The 16,866-nt window shown below is 34.6% G+C and carries 17 protein-coding genes, 1 pseudogene and 1 riboswitch; of the genes and pseudogenes, 12 read left to right on the top strand and 6 right to left on the bottom strand.

Annotation, left to right across the window (positions count from 1 at the left end; all coding sequences use genetic code 11):
• Positions 1-61 precede the first annotated feature (61 nt).
• From MHI53_RS20510 to MHI53_RS20495, 4 genes are all read left to right on the top strand, one after another.
• Positions 62-343 carry a hypothetical protein gene (locus tag MHI53_RS20510; protein ID WP_063576493.1) on the top strand — a complete coding sequence of 94 codons (282 nt, stop codon included), beginning with the start codon at positions 62-64 and terminating at the stop codon, positions 341-343.
• Positions 344-598: 255 nt separating this feature from the next.
• Complete coding sequence (locus tag MHI53_RS20505) at positions 599-1,267, top strand: DUF3885 domain-containing protein (RefSeq protein WP_340372128.1); 669 nt, start codon at positions 599-601, stop codon at positions 1,265-1,267.
• A 212-nt stretch (positions 1,268-1,479) separates the two neighbouring features.
• Complete coding sequence (locus MHI53_RS20500) at positions 1,480-1,725, top strand: hypothetical protein (RefSeq protein WP_340372127.1); 246 nt, start codon at positions 1,480-1,482, stop codon at positions 1,723-1,725.
• A gap of 264 nt (positions 1,726-1,989) precedes the next feature.
• Complete coding sequence (locus MHI53_RS20495; RefSeq protein ID WP_340372126.1) at positions 1,990-2,442, top strand: GNAT family N-acetyltransferase; 453 nt, start codon at positions 1,990-1,992, stop codon at positions 2,440-2,442.
• Between the two features lie 74 nt (positions 2,443-2,516).
• Here the strand turns inward: MHI53_RS20495 and MHI53_RS20490 are convergent, their stop codons facing one another.
• Positions 2,517-2,729 carry a hypothetical protein gene (locus tag MHI53_RS20490; protein ID WP_340372125.1) on the bottom strand — a complete coding sequence of 71 codons (213 nt, stop codon included), beginning with the start codon at positions 2,727-2,729 and terminating at the stop codon, positions 2,517-2,519.
• A 748-nt stretch (positions 2,730-3,477) separates the two neighbouring features.
• Between MHI53_RS20490 and MHI53_RS20485 the strand changes: the two genes are divergently transcribed.
• A complete protein-coding gene (locus tag MHI53_RS20485; protein ID WP_340372124.1) occupies positions 3,478-4,032 on the top strand; it encodes a hypothetical protein in 555 nt (184 codons plus the stop codon).
• A 169-nt stretch (positions 4,033-4,201) separates the two neighbouring features.
• On the opposite strand, the gene MHI53_RS20480 is transcribed toward MHI53_RS20485, so the two are convergent.
• The gene (locus tag MHI53_RS20480) at positions 4,202-4,411 is read right to left on the bottom strand and encodes a hypothetical protein (protein ID WP_340372123.1); all 210 of its coding nucleotides are present in this window, start codon (positions 4,409-4,411) and stop codon (positions 4,202-4,204) included.
• Positions 4,412-4,799: 388 nt separating this feature from the next.
• Here MHI53_RS20480 and MHI53_RS20475 point away from each other — a divergent pair, with 388 nt between their 5' ends.
• Positions 4,800-5,375: a histidine phosphatase family protein gene (locus tag MHI53_RS20475; protein ID WP_340372122.1), complete on the top strand. Its 576-nt coding sequence runs from the start codon at positions 4,800-4,802 to the stop codon at positions 5,373-5,375.
• Positions 5,376-5,550: 175 nt separating this feature from the next.
• On the opposite strand, the gene MHI53_RS20470 is transcribed toward MHI53_RS20475, so the two are convergent.
• The gene (locus tag MHI53_RS20470; RefSeq protein WP_340372121.1) at positions 5,551-5,892 is read right to left on the bottom strand and encodes a DUF3889 domain-containing protein; all 342 of its coding nucleotides are present in this window, start codon (positions 5,890-5,892) and stop codon (positions 5,551-5,553) included.
• A gap of 210 nt (positions 5,893-6,102) precedes the next feature.
• Positions 6,103-6,954 carry a LysR family transcriptional regulator gene (locus MHI53_RS20465; protein WP_340372120.1) on the bottom strand — a complete coding sequence of 284 codons (852 nt, stop codon included), beginning with the start codon at positions 6,952-6,954 and terminating at the stop codon, positions 6,103-6,105.
• Between the two features lie 138 nt (positions 6,955-7,092).
• Here MHI53_RS20465 and MHI53_RS20460 point away from each other — a divergent pair, with 138 nt between their 5' ends.
• On the top strand, positions 7,093-8,193 hold the full coding sequence (locus MHI53_RS20460; RefSeq protein ID WP_340372119.1) for an NADH:flavin oxidoreductase: 1,101 nt from the start codon (positions 7,093-7,095) through the stop codon (positions 8,191-8,193).
• A gap of 541 nt (positions 8,194-8,734) precedes the next feature.
• Here MHI53_RS20460 and MHI53_RS20455 read toward each other — a convergent pair.
• A complete protein-coding gene (locus MHI53_RS20455) occupies positions 8,735-10,003 on the bottom strand; it encodes a helix-turn-helix domain-containing protein (protein ID WP_340372118.1) in 1,269 nt (422 codons plus the stop codon).
• A 195-nt stretch (positions 10,004-10,198) separates the two neighbouring features.
• On the opposite strand from MHI53_RS20455, the gene MHI53_RS20450 reads away from it, so the two are divergent.
• The 3 genes and pseudogenes from MHI53_RS20450 to MHI53_RS20440 all read left to right on the top strand — a co-directional run bounded on the left by MHI53_RS20450 (position 10,199) and on the right by MHI53_RS20440 (position 13,755).
• Positions 10,199-10,810 carry a nuclear transport factor 2 family protein gene (locus MHI53_RS20450; RefSeq protein WP_061141070.1) on the top strand — a complete coding sequence of 204 codons (612 nt, stop codon included), beginning with the start codon at positions 10,199-10,201 and terminating at the stop codon, positions 10,808-10,810.
• Between the two features lie 356 nt (positions 10,811-11,166).
• Positions 11,167-11,276: riboswitch (SAM riboswitch) on the top strand.
• A gap of 86 nt (positions 11,277-11,362) precedes the next feature.
• Complete coding sequence (locus MHI53_RS20445) at positions 11,363-11,767, top strand: hypothetical protein (RefSeq protein WP_340372117.1); 405 nt, start codon at positions 11,363-11,365, stop codon at positions 11,765-11,767.
• Positions 11,768-12,721: 954 nt separating this feature from the next.
• Positions 12,722-13,755 (top strand): annotated as a pseudogene (locus MHI53_RS20440) (alpha/beta hydrolase).
• A 356-nt stretch (positions 13,756-14,111) separates the two neighbouring features.
• On the opposite strand, the gene MHI53_RS20435 reads toward MHI53_RS20440, so the two are convergent.
• The gene (locus MHI53_RS20435) at positions 14,112-15,284 is read right to left on the bottom strand and encodes an MFS transporter (protein WP_340373712.1); all 1,173 of its coding nucleotides are present in this window, start codon (positions 15,282-15,284) and stop codon (positions 14,112-14,114) included.
• A gap of 300 nt (positions 15,285-15,584) precedes the next feature.
• On the opposite strand from MHI53_RS20435, the gene MHI53_RS20430 reads away from it, so the two are divergent.
• Both MHI53_RS20430 and MHI53_RS20425 read left to right on the top strand, forming a co-directional pair.
• The gene (locus MHI53_RS20430; RefSeq protein ID WP_081092310.1) at positions 15,585-16,082 is read left to right on the top strand and encodes an ester cyclase; all 498 of its coding nucleotides are present in this window, start codon (positions 15,585-15,587) and stop codon (positions 16,080-16,082) included.
• 44 nt (positions 16,083-16,126) lie between these two features.
• The gene (locus tag MHI53_RS20425) at positions 16,127-16,708 is read left to right on the top strand and encodes a TetR/AcrR family transcriptional regulator (protein WP_340372116.1); all 582 of its coding nucleotides are present in this window, start codon (positions 16,127-16,129) and stop codon (positions 16,706-16,708) included.
• Positions 16,709-16,866 lie beyond the last annotated feature (158 nt).

The following is a 16,866-nucleotide window of genomic DNA, read 5'->3' as shown; positions in this document are numbered from 1 at the left end:
AAGGGTTTTACCAATATTTGTGGAATGTTATTTGTTACCAACAATTTTAGGAGGGGGTAACTTGAACAAAAACAAAGTAGGATGGTTGTTTTTAGGGCTTGCAGGGTGTTTAGGCTTATTATTTATTATGATGGCAGGGGAAGGTTACGGTTTATCTACTAGTAGTATAGACGGGAATATGCAGTTGAATTTTTTAGGGATAAAAATCGCTGACGGTATTACAACAACCGCAAGATGGAACCAGTATGGAACATATTTTTATCTATGGAGTTTAGTACCATTAACTTTAACTATTTTCTGTTATCGTAAATTTTTAAAACTTGTACCAACTATTTCAAACTAATATATATGAGTAGCTGTCTTTTAGGGCGGCTTTTTTTATTTATTGTTAAGATTGTGAAAGATTGTACTTAAACTAACGGGTGCGTTAGCTTTAGATCGGAGCTGTCTTTAAGGCAGCTCTTTCCTATGGAACTAAAGGGGCAGGTTAGTTTAAGAAAAAATGCTATAATGATTATCACGTCAACTATTTATGTATATAAATCCAAATCTTTTTTGGATATCTTGACTCGATGTAAACGAAAGCGAGAATGAGAATATGAATATAACGGACTATCTCAATGGAAGGTTTCCAACAGTCGAATTAGTCCCAAGCATTTATTATCAATGGGACATTGGCATCCACTTTTCACTTGGTGAGGAAATCTATCAATTCAAAGAAAATGATGAACTCAATCTTGAAAGATTTCGTCTAGTATATAAGCAAACCTCCACAATATTTAATGAATTGTTTGAGCAAAATGACGACTTGTTCTTTGTAACGAATGTATATAAGCACAGAACAAAAGAGAAACGTACAAGAAAACTGAAGGTATACCAACCTTTTCTGAAGTGTAAAAATAATTTGAATCGAATTCAGGTGAAAACATACCCTTATCCCTTCAAATTGGACGGAGCAGAAGAATTTGAGATGCAACAATTTTCCTTGTTGTGTAAACCAGAAGACATACGTGTAAATGATTTACTTAAGGCAGCGAGTAATGAGGATTTTCCATTGAAACCAAAGTTTGGGAGATACTCCATTGCTTATCCTGATGTTTTCTTAGTGAACATTACAAAAGACATTATTTTCTTTGTCTACGACGATCGAGGGTGCGAAGTCATAGCCCGTGAAGCAGACCAGATACGTCCTCTTTATGAGAAATGCTATGATTGGGTAGAAGAAATTGATAGAAAAAGGATTGAAAAAGGGTTGGGAGAAAGATAACAAAAAATTAAAATGACCAAATTTTCATCTAATATCTCTTGTTAAACTAACGGGTGCTTTACTTCAATATCAACTAACGGGTGCGTTAGCGTTATAAGAAAGGTGACAAATGTCAACCCTTAGAACGAGAAAGTGAGAATAGTTAATTAAATGGGTCTTATAAAAGGTGAATAAAGAATATAATTAGACTTCAGATAGGGGTGAAAATAAAAATGAAACCAGGTGAAACAGAAGAGGTTATTTTACTAAATCAAATTGTTGTAACGGAAGAGTTTTTAAATTCTAATCCGAGTGTTGAAAAAACACAACAAGTCTTAAATCATGTTAAACGGACAGGCTGCTTAGATGAACCTATTACGATAAATAGGGATACAAAGATCCTTAGGGACGGGTACAGACGCTATATTGCAGCCAAAAAGGTGGGGATGGAGCTTGTCCCTATTATTTATGAAAAATAAGCTTTTACATAATCAAAAATAGAAAAAAGGAAGAAAACCCTAAAACCAAAATTTTCGGGTTTTTTACTTCCTATAAGTCCATTCAATTTTTAACCAACCAGAACCATTCAGCAACTACTGAACAATTAAATAACTGGTGGCGATAGCTAAAGATCATAGCGTCCTTAAGGTAGTTTTTTCTTTTATGCAACTAACGGGGCAGGTTAGTTGAAGAAGAAATGATAAAATGAACGCAATTACAAGGTTATAAAAGGAGATTAAATAATGGATATTAGGAAACTCAATAAAGAAGAAAAACCTCCAATGGAAATGTTGTTATTGGCTGACCCTTCGAAAGATATAGTTGAGGAATATGTCAATAGGGGAGAATGTTTTGTAGCTGAAAGTGAACACCAAATTGTTGGAGTTTATGTACTACTTCCAACAAGACCTGAGACAGTGGAGTTGGTGAATGTTGCAGTTATAGAAGAGCAACAAGGTATAGGATTAGGGAAACGGTTAGTACTGGATGCAATACAAGTAGCCAAGGCAAAAGGTTATAAAACCATTGAAATTGGTACTGGGAATTCAGGTATAGGACAATTGGCTCTTTACCAAAAATGTGGCTTCAGAATTATTGGTGTAGATATGGACTTTTTTATTAAGCATTATCAAGAAGAAATTTTTGAGAACGGGATACAGTGCAGGGATATGCTTCGTTTATCTCAAGATTTATAGTCTAAAAAGGAGTGATCCTTGTTGAACTAACGGGGCAGGTTAGTTCTACAAGCACAGTGTATTCGAACTGTGCATTAGTTGTCGGTGTTCCCTTTTTTTATATCATTATTGACTTTTCTCCAATCAGTAGCTCTTAAAAAGTTATTTGATACTTTTATGCTATGGGATTTAGATTTTGCTTTTAACGAAACGAATCCATTAGATGTGTGCAAAATCGAGTAACCCATAGTTTCTGAATACCATACATCTCCTTGTAAAGTTTGTTTAAGCATTTGCCAAGTTTTCACTCCATTATTCCTCCTTCAGAGCTTTTTCTTAATCATGCTCCTTATAAATTTTATTCAATTTAAACCATTTAATCACTGCGTAGTTTGTGTCAACTCTGCGATGCGATAAGTCTTAGTGAACTAACGGGTGCGTTAGCTGAAGAGCGGAGATGTCTTTAAGGCAGCTCTTTTTCTTATGGAGCTAAAGGGGCAGTTTAGTTCAAAAAGCGCAGTAAAGTCAAACACTTAACTATTAAACTTATTTTTATTTTTCTTATTTTGATATTCCGTTAAATATGAAAGTGGTATTGAGAAAATAAATGCACCAATTGCAACAAATATAGCTTCTTGTGTAAAAAAACTGGTATTTTTTATGGTATAGCTGTAAATACAAAAACCTATGAAGCAAAGAAGTACACTTAAAAAGGGTACAAGTATATGTTTATAAAATTTCACAGCAGCATAACCTCCTCTAATGTATAGAGTTATGTTTACCCCTTTTTTAGAATTTTTTAACAAAAATTCCTTTTGCAAAGTGATACATAAAAAAGTGCGTCTAAACAGTCTGCAATTAAATTTAACTTTTACGTCTACAAAATAATCAAGAAGAGAAAATGAATGGCTGGACACTTGTGCCCGTTGTTTACTGCACAGTTTGTATCAACTCTACAATAAGTCTTATGGAACTAACGGGGCAGATTAGTTCAACAAGGGTAATTCATAATTTGTATAGAATATGTAGAGTGTAGGTTCATTTGAAGGGAATGAGGTGGCTATCATAAAGAAAATTCTTAGTTTATTGTTTTTGTCTGTATTGTTTATTGGTGTAGTTGCTTGTAACAAAGATGTGGTCAAAGAAAACGGTGAAGAAAAAGAAGGAAAACCCGTTAAAGAGGAAAATGTGGTCAAAATAGAAGAGGCAGAAAAGTTATTTAATAGTTATAGTACAGAACTATATACGATTAAAGATCCATCCAATCCCCCAACTTCTGATGAAATCGCAGAAAAAGCCAAAGGATATTTAACGGAAGAACATTATAATGCTGAAATCGCTAACCGTAAATTTCAAATACCAGAATTGGTATCCAAACAAATTAATAAAAGGATTGAAGTACAAGATGTGAAACTTGAAGAACAAAGCAAAAATGATGATGGCACAATCGATTACTTATATACCACGACATTTAAAGTTTATGACGAGAACTCATCTAAAATGTATGAGAAAAAAGGAGAACTAACCCTATCCACTACCAATAATGAATTAAAAATCGATCGTGAGTGGAGCAGAGGCGTAAAAATTGACGGTTTAGATGGTGGACTTTAAGAACTTATAGAACTAACGGGTGCGTTAGCTGAAGATCAGAGCTGTCTTTAAGGCAGTTTTTTCTTATGGAACTAAAGGGGCAGGTTAGTTCAAGTAGCATAGTTTAGTCGTACTGTGACGCAATGACTTTTTCTAACAAAATTAAATAAAGGAAACAGATTAGAAACACTTAACTATTAAACTTATTTTTATCTTTCTTTTTTTGATATTCAATTAAGTATGAAACCGGTATTGCGCCAATGAAGACACCAATTGCCGTAAATAAAGACTCTTCCGTAAAAAAAGCCGTACCTTTTATGGTATAGCTGTAAATAGAAAAACATACGAAGGATAAAAGACCGACTAAAAAAGGAACAAGAATATGTTTATAAAATTTCATAGTATAGCCTCCTCTAATGTATAAAGTTGTGTTTACCCTTTTTTTGAAATTTTTAACATAAATTTCTTTTGTAAAGTAATGCATAAAAAAGTGCGTCTAAACAGTCTGCAATGAATTTTATTTACCCCTACAAAATAATTAATAAGAGAAAATGAATGGCTGGACACTTGTGCAGTAGTTTACTTCACAGTTTGTGTCAACTCTGCGATAAGTCTTATAGAAACTAACGGGTGTGTTAGCTGAAGATCGGAGCTGTCTTTAGGGCACCTTTTTCTTATGGCACTAACGGGGCAGAATAGTTCAATAAGAATTATCCAGAATCAATGGGGAATTAATTAAAAAAGGTAGTATCCTTTTTCGATTATAATAAACTTAAAGGAGAGTCTAAATGGAGTTGGTATTTATTCGTCACGGTCAAGGAGAACATACATTAGATATACCTAGTAGCCTACAAATAGAAGACCCTTCGTTAACTAATAAAGGGGTAGAACAGGCAAAATTATTAAGAAATCAAATTCCTCTAACTAATAAAGATATTATTATTATAAGCCCTATTAGAAGAACGTTGGAAACAGCATTAATTTGGAGTGAAAATATAGATTGTCGCAAGATTGTAAGCCCATTAGTGTCTCCTAGAATGTTCCCCATTCGTCCAGAATGGGAAACATTTCCCTGCGATAGAATAATTGATTTAGAAATAATTAAAAATGTTTATCCAACTTTTGAAATTGATAGTAAGGTTCCTCTAAATATATGGTCTGATGGCATAAATACTTTTCCTGAAAACCAATTCATAAAACTAGCTGAAGAATTCATTGTGAATTGTAAGCAACTACAAAAAGAAAAGATTTATATAGTGTCACACGATGGTACCATTACTTCCTATCGTCAAATGATTTCTGGTCAAAGTCTCACTAGAAAAGATTTCCTACTAGAAACAGACTGGTTTCAAATTACTTGTTGAACTAACGGGTTCATTAGTTCATTAAGAAGGCCGCCAATTGGCGGCCTTTCTAGAATGTGCGATTCTTACAATTATCAACATTCAAATTTTTGTGAAAAATCCCCTTAACTAACAGTGAAATTAGAGATAGCAGGGTTTTCGATGTGTAATTAACTTATAAGGATAGGAGTATGTATTACTTAGAGGTCTCCTTAAAAGTAACTTTAATTACCCTCCCGGTATCATTATTAAATTCAATATTTATAAATACACCGAATTCTTTACTGCTATCTTTTAACCACAATTTGAATGTCTCAGTGGAGGTATGAGTACTACTTTTTCTTCCAGTATGAAGAAAATCAATGACTTGGGCATTCGGATACTTTTCTTTAGTTTTCTTTAATGCAAAAACGCCCCACTTAGCATATTGCGGAATAGGTTTCTGTTGTGCAAATACAGGATTGAATAAATTCAGTGGATTTGCACTTTCAGAGAAAAAAACCAATGTTACAAATAAACTAATCAGTATCTTTCTCACATAATTACCCTCTTTGTTTTTGATATTATTATTTCATTTCAAGCATTAACTTATGTAACAATACAGTGAACACCTACAATAATAAAAATAACAGTTCTTGTTTAACTAACGTGTGATCTACTAATAAGGATAGTTGTTAAGCAGCCTTTTTCTTATGGAACTAAAGGGGCAGGTTAGTTGAACAGAAAAAGGAGGTTAATAGCCCCTTTTTCATTCCCAATTTTTTGCATGCTTTTGTATTACATAATACATTGCATGGATGGAGGGGGATAACCACTTATCTTTATGATAAGCCAAATATGTTGAAATTGAAGGATGTTCCTTTGAAGCAATATCTCCCTTAAATATCCCGTTTAATAACTCTTCTTTTACCGAAAAGAAAGGGACCAAAGATACACCTAAACCATGTTTAACACAATGCTTTATCGCTTCTATACTTTGGAATTCTAGGCGTTCTTTAATATCTAATTGATTTAAAGTGATGTATTTATCAAACACTGATTTATAACTACATCTTAAGTCAGAATACAACGCTGTGTCAGAAGCATTAACCTCGTTGGGACTTATAAAGACCATTTTCTCCCTAATCAATTCCTTAATATTAAGATCTCCCTGTACCCAGTTTTCCTTTTCCAAAATTAGAGCTAAATCAATATCCCCATTTTGGAGGCTTTTTGTCACATCATAATTTTCTAGCGATTTGACATGAAGACTTACTTTTGGATGTTTTCTTTTAAATTCGAGAAGAATTAGTGGAATCCTACATATGGTTAAAGATTCGGATATGCCAATGGTTAAATCTCCTTGTGGTTCTTTATCTATAGTCAGCGATTGTTTATAAAGTTCAATAATTTGATTTGCATAAGGAAGATATTGTTCACCGAAATGAGTCAAAACAACCTTTTTCCCTAATCGATCAAACAGCGGACTCCCTAACTCTTTTTCGAGTTCTTTTATATGTGTTGTTATAGATGATTGAGAGTATCCTAAGTATTCTGCAGCTTTGTTAAACCCACTCTTCTCAACAATAGTTTTAAGTGTAACTAAATGACGAAGTTCCATTTTAATACCCCCTTAATTAGTGTGTTCAATATTATTGAACTATATATTCAAATATATTCATTTTACTAAACTATATTTATCATTTAAGCTAAGAGTCAAGCAGGTGTCAAATATTATTTACAACAGGAGGAAAGAGACATGGATAAAAATATCTTGTTTGATTCTTTTGAAATTAATGGTACTGAGTTGAAAAATAGAGTTGGAGTAGCCCCAATGACTCGGATTAGTGCTACAGAAGAAGGTTCTATTACAGATATAATGGTGAACTACTATCGTTCCTTTGCAAAGGGCGGTTTTGGGTTAGTCATTACAGAAGGTACGTATATAGATGATAAAAATAGCCAAACGTACCATTATCAACCAGGTATTGCACTAGATGGACAAGCCAAAGAGTGGAAAAAAGTTGTTGATGCGGTTCATTCAGAAGGTGGAAAAATCTTTATGCAACTACAGCATACTGGACCATTATCACAAGGGAACCGTTATAAAGATGAAACAATTGCCCCCTCTTCCGTTCAACCAAAAGGAGAACAGCTAAAATTTTACTTTGGTGAAGGGGAATTTAAGCTTCCAAGAACCATAACTAGAGAAGAAATGAACGAAGTAAAGAACAGTTTTGTTGCAGCTGCTAAAAGAGCGAAGTCTGTGGGTTTTGATGGTATTGAGCTACATGGTGCAAATGGTTATCTTTTAGATGCTTTTCTGACGGAATATACAAACCTTCGTACAGATGAATATGGTGGTAGTACGGAAAACAGAGTAAGATTCTTAGTTGAAATTGCTAACGAGGTAAGTCTAGCCGTTGCAGGAAGTAACTTTACAATTGGTATGAGAATTTCTCAATCTCAAGTAAATGATTACTTCTATAAGTGGTCAGGAAAAGAAGAAGATGCAAAAATTATCTTTGGTGCGTTAGGAAAATCTGGACTGGATTATATTCACGTAACGGAGTATGAGGCATGGCAACCAGCTTTTGAGGGTAACGAAGCGTCTCTTGTATCTCTTGCTAAGAAATATAGTCAATTACCGATTATCGCAAACGGTCAATTGGAAAATGTGGAACGAGCTGTAGATATCCTTACTAATGGAGGAGCTGACATAGTTACGCTTGGTAAAGGAGCTTTAGCTAACCATGATTGGGTTAAAAAGGTTCAAAAAGGAGAGTTTTTGTCTGATTTCAAACCGAATGAGGTTTTATATCCATTAGCAAACATTAAGGATTTTGAAATTGAAGAATAACTCTCTAGGAGCTCTAACTCAGTTGAGTTAGCTTCTTTATCTAATGGGGGCTATAGTGAAAGAACTAGATTAAACATCTGTATTGTTCTTCACATACCTTAATGAGATCCTAACTCATTTTATTAAATAACTTTAATAACCACCTATTTGTAACTTGATAGGTGGTTATTGGATTTGGGGTGGAAATAATAAATGATTTTATTGTTTTAACACATCTGCTAAGCGAAATTCTTCTCTTAGCAGATTTTTGACTTCTTGTATTTTTGGGTTGATTAAAAAATCAGATTGTAAAGGATTGTACTTAAACTAACCCGTGCGTTAATTCTATAAAAGAAAAAGGAGAGAACATATTATGCATGGCTAATATGTTCTCTCCTTTTTTTATTAAAGTTTTTAAAATAAGATCTTCAAATGGGGTATCGTCAGGAAAATGCCATCGCTAACTTGGTGGTACCCCTTCACTATCACTTTTGAAGCCTATCGATAAGATAAAACAAATTACAAGTATAGCCTTAGATACTGCGGGTGAGAGCATTCAAATTCATGCATTAATTTCATAACCGTTAATTTCTAGAAGCCTTATTGAAAAATAGAGATGCGATATTTCAGTTACATGATTTAAATCAATTCCAGTCATGTCCTTTATTTTATTGATTCGATAAAATAGGGTATTTCTATGGATGCACAACACTTTAGATGCTTCATTTGGTGAACTCCTATAGTAAAGATAGTGCTTAAGTGTAAGTAATAAATCTGATTGGTTTTGCTGATCAAACTCTATAATTTTTATTACTGCCGGATGACAAAAATCCATATAATTGTACTTGCTTTTAATTAAGTCAGAAATGATATTTAGTGCAGAGTCCTTAAAAAAAGATACGATAATATTTTGTTTCTTTCCAATCTCAAGGGCCTCTATTGCTTGTAAATAATATCTTTTGCAATCAGAAATTTCAGAGAGATTCAAGCTAATTCCTGCTCTTAATTCATTTCTTTCTAATGAATTTATAAATTCTGATTTGGAGCCAATAAATAATTTTTCATAAAGTTTTTTGGGGATAAATGCTGTAATATTTGATTGAAATATAATGCAATTTTCCAGTGGAATGAATTCTTTTAAAACTTGGACCACTGCTGGAATTTTAAAGTCTAATCCTTTTCGGTCTTTGTTAGATATCACTATAATATATAGGTTCTTTTCTTGTATCCAATTTAAATAATGCAGCTTGTCTCTAACAGCATCCTGCGTCATTATTTTTCCATCCAACAAGTCTGTAAGAACATAATTTGGTATAAGACTATGGTCCATGTTAAATGCATTGCTTTTTTGAAGTTCAACAGACAAAATCTGGGTAATCTTATCGATGAGTTTAAAATCAATTTCTTCAAACTTAATTCCTGCCTCATATACAGCAAACTGTGCAATTTCAATGTCATTAATTTTAATTATAGAAAGATTTGTTCCGTTTAGAGGTTCCAACTTTTTAATGTATTCAGAAGAACCTTTTTTGCGTACCTTATCCGCAACATTATTGGAACGAATAAACTGAATCGTATCTTCATTAATATAATTATTTCCGTGCTCATCTTGTGTGAAATCTACAATCTCATGTGCATCATAAGAAGCTGTTAGCACCTTAAATCCCATATCATGAACAACCATGGGGTGGCCTAGTATTTCTCTGGCTTTATCAATGAGCTGTTGCAATCCTAAGTTCAGATAGAGTACTTCAAATAGTTCCTGAATATATAGGGCTAATTTTATTTCAGTAGTATCTGCATTCGAGTTAGCTTGTTTTGAATTATTCATATATCTATCTTCTCCATAATAAAAGTATTGTGCTGGAGTACAATATTTTACTTAATATCTACTTCAATATCAAATCCTAGTACATGGCAATATACTTAGTCGAAGAGTAAAATATCTTACATAGGGCAAGATATTTTGTGATGTAAATTGTTCTACCGTATAAAATACATTTAAGAATAGGAGTATGCATATATGATGATATTAAAAAGACCAACAGTAAATACACAACAGGATCTTATTGATAAGGCAAGTGTTAAAGAATTAATTGAATTTGAGCGTTTTTGCAGAGATAACGCTTTATGGGATGAAATGGACAAATGCTTTACATCTGATTCAAAGATAACAATCTCCTGGTTTCAAGGAACTGGACATGAATTTGTGGAAGCTTCCAAGAAGATGCCAGGTCGCGCACCACATAAAATTTATAATACTGAAATATGGCTCAATGGTGATAAGGCGGTTGCCATCATGATAGCAACCATTCAAAAACGAATAGATATTAATGGATACCCAGTTGAATTAAATTCTGATGCAAAACTAGTATTCAGTGTACAAAAAATAAATGGACAATGGTATATCGTTTCCATGGAAGGGATTTACGAAAAAGATTCTCTTGTACCTGTATATCCAAATGCCAATATAACTGTTCCTATGGAAGAGTTATCTGAATTTAGAGAAAGCTATGCTTGTCTTTCCTATGTTCTTAGCCAAGACGGCTATGATATAGCCGGTGATTTGCCTGGAATTGACAGACCTGACTTAGTAGAAGCTTTTTATAAGAAAACAGATGAATGGTTAAGCAAATAGGATTGAGGCAGTATAGTATTGAAGCTTCTGTAGCGTCCCAACCATTGCAAAATTTTTAGTATTAATACGCTATTTATGGTGCTATCTAAGCACGTAATACAGAGTCTACCGGGTGCGTTACCTGAAGATTGGAGCTGTCGTTAAGGCAGCTTTTTCTTTATGCAACTAAAGGGACAGGACAGTGTAACAAGAAATCAAAGTAATCATATACTTTGGAAGAAGAATATTAGGATGTTTTTGAACAATGAAAAGGTTTTTTAAAAATAAATCTATTTTATATTCATAAAAGCTAAATTTATTTCAATTATTAATTTACTTGCTGTTTAAATATGATAGAATTGTCTTTAAATTCATAATACTTATCAAGAGAGGTGGAGGGACTGGCCCTGCGAAACCCAGCAACCTTCAAACATATGTTTGAAAAGGTGCTAATTCCTGCAAAGTAATTTGCTTTGCAAGATAAGAAACATATTTTAGAATATGTAACCTCTCTTTTTTATAAATAGAGAGGTTTTTTGTATTTAAAATACTTTAACGCAGAGGAGAACTAACATGCATTCTAAATTAACCTTAGAAACTTATAATCAAACTACATTGTTATCATTTGAAATTACCTCTTTTATATACCAATTTTACAATGATATCTGGAATCAACATAAACTAGATAAAATTCCTCAATATTATGATGACAGGATAGTTCTATATAACAACAAAGAGCTTACCACGAATGAAGAAATTAAAGCCGAAATTAGTAGAGCTTTAATAGATATTGGAAGTGGCCCTTTAATTATAGACACCTTAACTTGTAATCAGAGTGGAGAGTCAAATAATTGGGATGTAACGGCTGAGTGGAAGATAGTATTATCTAGTAAAGACTGTAACTGTATATTAGGTATAACACGTTTTCAAATTTGCAATGCTAAGATTAGAAGCGAAATAATAAACTTCGTTAATTGACTTAAGACCCGTACTAGGCTGAGTCGTTTAAAACTTTAAGACACTCTTAAAATTGTCACTTTGACGGATAATTTGCGTATATTTTAAGGGTTATTTTGCACATCCAACTTTAAAAACCCAGCTACCTTCACATCAGAAGATTAGCTGAGTTTCTTAATTACATCTAATAATTTGATAGAACTATTCGGATCCGCCTAGTAAAAAGCGATTGCTCATTGTTCAGCAATCGCGCCCGATTGTTTAATACACCGTTCAAGAAACGTCACCATAAAAACAGTTTACTTTACTTTAAAAAACACTGGAGCTGAATCAACATTCTTAAGCCTTATGTGCTTTTGATCATTCAAACCATCCTTCACCTATACATCACCTTTATACTCCCTATCCTTTTTGCGTAACCAAGTCAGATATGAACCAACAACTTGAGGATCTTCATCAAATTCAATATTTTTCGGGAAAGAGGTGCTGTTATTGCATTTTTCACAGGAGAAATTGCTACGGTTATAATGCTGTACTTAATTTTAATTACTCTAAATGGAATACATTCAACCATTAAAGATTTTTATGATAATTGGAAAAATAGGTATTAAAGTTGAAATACTGTTTATCTTTTCCCTTGTTAAACTAAAGGGTGCGTTAGCTGGTCATCGGAGCTGTCTTTAAGGCGGCTTTTTCTTTTGGCACCATCGGGGCAGGTTAGTTCCGTTGTGTACAGTTTATTGTACTTTACAATATCAAATATTTATGGAAATTATTTCATAAGTTAGGTAAAATATCATATGGTTCTTTGATTTGGAATTACAAACTAGCTTGTTCATGATCTCCTTTAAATAGTAATTACCAATAGCTTTTTATTTTGATGGATAAAAGCCACAAAGGGCGGGGCGTAGTGAAATTTCATTCATCAACTGCTATTTTTGTTTTGATCAAGTAGAAAGGAATGAAAGCAATTAAATGATAAATATAAAGAAATTAACAAAATGTATCGGAATAATTATTATAATATTATTAATCATTTCCCTTTTTTCACCAACATGGACTTCTCATATAAAAGGTGATAACAGTATAAGTGCATTAGAACAAGTAGAGATAAATGGAAGTAGTCAGGAAATCATGATACGTGGTAAAGATAAAGATAATCCGGTTATTATTTTTGTACATGGAGGACCCGGATGTCCGGAAATGCCATATGCTGATCAATACCAAGACTTATTGGAAACTAATTTTACGGTTGTTAATTATGACCAAAGAGCAAGTGGAAAATCATATCATTTTTTTGAGGACTACTCCAATCTTTCATCAGACTTACTGGTGGAGGACTTATTGGCTATGACGGATTATATATCAGAACGTCTTGGCAAAGAAAAGATTATACTTATTGGTCATTCTTATGGTACATATATTGCCATGCAAGCTGCTTATGAAGCTCCTGAAAAATATGAAGCATATATTGGTATCGGACAGATGAGTGATACAACAGAAAGCGAGATTGACAGTTTGAACTACAGTATTAATCAGGCTCAAAAAGCTGGCAATACGGATGATGTCTTATTTTTACAAGGGTTCACAGAAAAAATCAAAAAAATGGCGATACGTTCACCCCGCGAAATTATGTCATGAAATATGGCGGGGCCTCAAGACTTATTGATAACCCTGATGGTGATAACATAGGTATTTTATTCAGCAGTGAGTATAACTTATTAGATGTCATCCGTTATAACTTTGGGTTATCCTTTTCTCAAAATACTTTGTTAAAGGAAGTATTAAAAAATCCCTTACCCACTATAGTAACGGATCTTAAAATACCATGCTATTTCATCATGGGTAAATACGACTATATGACATCATCTAATGCAGCAAAAAATTATTTTGATATGATCGAAGCAAATAAAAAAGAATTTATTACTTTTGAACAATCAGCTCATTATCCACAATTTGAAGAGAAGGAAAAATTTTATGAATGGATGTGCGATACATTTATAAAATAAATATAGATAAGGCAGCGTTTTCCTTATCTTGAAAAAGAGAGTGTGAAGAATTGTAACTTAATCTAACGGGTTCTTTACTTCAATAAGATAGGTTGCTGAGGCAGCCTTTTCTTATGGCGCTAACTTGATCATAAGTTTGAAGTAAGCTATAAAATTTATGACGCTAAATCAAGGAGTCTTATTCTAACAAGTGAGTAGCTCCGTATACATGTTGATAACATGGGGAATTATGAACTAGCGGGTGCATTTGTTGAACAGGAAGTAAAAGGGGTGATACATCTTAATATGTATCACCCCTTTTTGTAACTTGGTATGATTTAGGTCTTGAAAAATTTCAAACAACCTAAAAATCGGTATTATTTCTCTTTAATCTGCTCCGTAAGACGGTAGGTCATTACCCAATACAAAAGGGCCAAAGCGCTGACAGAGGCACCAAATAGAGATACTCCGATCCAGCCATAGTTTGCGTATATATTGGTTGAAATAATTGAACCCATGGCACTGCCGATGGAATAAAAAATCATGTAAGCAGCAGTAAGTCGGCTTCTTGCCTCAGGACGCACTGTGAAAATCATACTCTGGTTGGTTACATGTACTGCTTGCACAGCCAGGTCAAGAAAGATAACGCCAATGACTAATGCGACCAGTGAGTGTTCGGTAAAGCTGATTGGGAACCATGATGCTAACAATAAAACTAGGGCTATGCAGGTTGTTCGCTGCCCTAGACCTCGATCAGCCAGACCTCCAGCATGAGCAGCAGCTAATGCTCCGGCAACTCCAGCAAGACCAAACGCTCCAATTGCGGTATGTGAAAGGGAGTATGGTGGAGCACTGAGAGGTAGCACCAGCGAAGTCCACAATGTGCTAAACGCGGTAAAAATCAGCAGTGCCAGTACTCCGCGGATGCGTAGGATTCGTTCTTGCCTGAACAATGTGAGCACCGAACGAAGCAGCTGCGGATAGGAAAGTGACTCTCTTTCGCTTTCATCACGCGGGAGTACTCGGAACAACACGCCGGTCATGATGAGCATCATGGCGGCAGAAACAAGATAGACCGAACGCCAACCGGCGAGATCGGTTAGTACACCAGCGAATGTTCGTGCGAGCAGAATGCCAATCACGATTCCACTTTGCACCAAGCCGACTATACGTCCACGCTCGGATGGGGCAGCCAAAGTCGATGCGAACGCTACGAGCACTTGAGTCACCACAGCAAGCAGCCCGACCGCAGCTAACCCGGTGAACAGCACGGTGATGATGGGGGCGATGCCGACGACAATCAGAGACAATACGGATAAAAGCATCTGACTGATGATTAGCCGACGTCGATTCAGTAGATCACCGAGTGGTACCAGCAGTAGCAGTCCTAGGGCGTAACAAAGCTGGGTAATGGTGATGACAATGCCGATGGATGAATGGGCGATACCGAATTCGATCGACAGGGAGTCTAGCAACGGTTGTGCATAGTATATGTTGGCGACAGCCATCCCACAGGCTGTTGCAAACAATAGTGCCATGTAGCGAGTCATGGTTGATCCGGATACTATTTGAGATTGATCCGTTTTCGTATCATGATCTTCACCTTTAATTGTTGTTTTTTCTTTCACCTTCACCATAACTTCCCTCCTTTTTGTACTTAAAAGTATAATATATCGTTCAGTATGAAATAATTCCTTATAAGGATAACCAACAAAACGTTTTGATGTCAAGTAAGTTAAGCAGTAATTAGAATGATGTCCTTGAAATGATCATCACAATTTGACATTAGGACTGTAATTAAATAAGATTATAATATACCGATTGGTAATTAAAAGGAGGGTTAATCATCCATGAATCAAATACCGGGGAATAACGAATTCACGGAAATATCTGGGGGCGGTTCACCAGCTCCAAAATTCCTGCAGACAAACGAACAGATTATAAAAAGCTTCTTTGAAGTTGTCAGGTCAGGTAGCAACCCCGAACAAGCTAAGTTTTTTATGGCGAAAGAGGTAAGAGCACATCAAGTGAATTCAGAAAGCATGGTGACAATTAAAAGGTCACCTGAGAATTATGCTGATCATATAAGAGAAATGAAAGATGCATGGGGGAATTTTAAAATAGAAATCCAAGAATTAATTTCTCAAAATCAAAAAGTTCATGTCAGATGGAAGCAGACAGGAATGCATATCGGAGAGTACGAGGGGTATCTGCCTACAAATAAAGAGGTTATTGAATTAGGAAGTGCCGTATACCTGTTAGAGGATCAAAAAATAGTGGAATACTGGATTCAGGTGGACAGATTGGGAATCATTGAGCAAATAAAAAAGAATCAAGAACAAGATTAATTATCTAGTGAAGAAATTTTGTTTTTTGAAATGAGGGATGTATTATGGTTCGACTTCGTGAATTTGATGAGGAAAAAGCGTTGGATGAAGCTATGCTGCTTTTTTGGGAGAAGGGGTACAAGGCTACTTCGCTAAGCGATTTGACTGCCAAAATGGGGATACAACGACCAAGCTTATACTCAGCTTTTGGAGACAAAGAGAAATTGTTTGAGGCTGCATTACGCAAATATACAAAGCTACATGCTTCCCATATTCGAACAAAATTTCAAAACAATCTATCTGTAAAGGAAGCATTTCAAACATTTTTTGAAGATTTGGTGGAAGAGGAATATAAAGAAAGTCCGAACAAAGGATGTTTTTGCATTAATACAATGGTGGAACTTGCTCCTCACGATGAAAAATTTGAAATCCTTACAAGGGAGCATCAAATGTATCTTTCGATCATATTTCAAGAAACGATTGTCCGAGGTATTCGCTCAGGTGAGCTCGAAAGCAGCCTTGATGCTAAAGTTTTGGCACAGACACTAGTCGTTTCATTAATCGGACTTACCGTGTTAATGAAATCTCGTCCAGAGCGTTCATTTGTAGAAAATTCTGTAGCGATGATATTATCATTATTAAAATAAATTCATCAAAATTCCAGTTTTATCAATCATGTCAGTCTCTGTGATCGATCGATTGCAGCTGTCATGCTAATGATTATTTTAACCAGTTTCGGCAAGTTTCTTTAATAAAAGAATGATTCATTAATTATAGTAAAAGCGTATCTTTTTTCAAAACACGC

This window comes from Peribacillus sp. FSL E2-0218, assembly GCF_037992945.1.
Taxonomy (GTDB): Bacteria; Bacillota; Bacilli; order Bacillales; family DSM-1321; genus Peribacillus; species Peribacillus simplex_B.
This window is presented reverse-complemented; position numbering and strand designations above follow the sequence as displayed.